This window comes from Motilimonas thetidivivens (genome assembly GCF_046452435.1).
GTDB lineage: Bacteria > Pseudomonadota > Gammaproteobacteria > Enterobacterales > CBDFNC01 > Motilimonas.
On sequence record NZ_JBKFDK010000060.1, the window covers coordinates 1 to 908 of the forward strand.

1 protein-coding gene is annotated in these 908 nt (G+C 41.7%); it reads right to left on the minus strand.

Going from position 1 to position 908, the window contains the following annotated elements; translation table 11 throughout:
• Positions 1 to 387 precede the first annotated feature (387 nt).
• Complete coding sequence (locus tag ACK8OT_RS19225) at positions 388 to 858, minus strand: NUDIX domain-containing protein (protein WP_410198124.1); 471 nt, start codon at positions 856 to 858, stop codon at positions 388 to 390.
• Between the last annotated feature and the right edge of the window lie 50 nt (positions 859 to 908).

Here is a 908-nt window from a genome sequence, read left to right on the forward strand (position 1 = left end):
TCATTGCCGGAGTCGCAGCACGAAACGATTGGATATTTTGCTACTCATCAGCCTGTTGGCAGAGGTTGTGCTTTGGTGCATTGGGCTCATTGCGAGGCAGCAAAAGTGGCAATATCAGTTTCAAGCCAACACCATCAAAACACGTCACGTTTTGTCGATAACACGGCTTGCAAAAGAGGTGCTAAGGCGGAGGGATCACCGAAGAAGTAGCGCGGATATACAGTGGGCAATCTGCGAATATATACGAGAGATCCATCAAACAGCGATGCTTAAATTATGAGGGGATCCGTCAGCGCCGCATTAAGCGGACAAAAATAGTGTGTTAAAAAGTGTAGCGAAGCGAAACGTAACCCACTGTTTTTGTTCCGTTTAAATGCCTTGTTAGCTTTATTTGATAAGTGAATCGGATACTTCATTAAATAGTACTTCAAGAGGGTAAGGAAGTGCGAGTTGTGGCATTGATTCTTTAGAAAAATATTTTAGAGAAACAGTTTCACTGTCGAGAGGCTCGCTACTTGTTTCTTCACTAACTTTCTCACATAACATCAATATAATGGTGTATTCAACTTGATGGCCATTAGGGTATGTATAAGAAAACTCTTTGCCACCAAAAACACCTAAAACTTTAGTTGGTTTTACCATTAAGCCCGTTTCTTCTCGAACTTCCCTTATAATTGCCTCTCTAGGGGATTCACCAGGATCGATCATACCAGCAGGAAGGCTCCAAGGCTCATTACTTTTTTCTTGAAGCATAATTTCATTATTATCGTTGAAAATGACAGCGGCAACACTCGGAATCATTAAAGTGGAGTTACCTATTTTACTGCGAATATTCTTGATGTAGTCATTTGAACTCATATTACCACCGGTAAGCTAACGCCTGCTGCAGCGGCAGACAAAAGTGTCAC

Bases quoted from the DNA above. Each gene is read 5' to 3' on its own strand.
- ACK8OT_RS19225 (WP_410198124.1), bottom strand. From the start codon at position 858: ATGAGTTCAAATGACTACATCAAGAATATTCGCAGTAAAATAGGTAAC.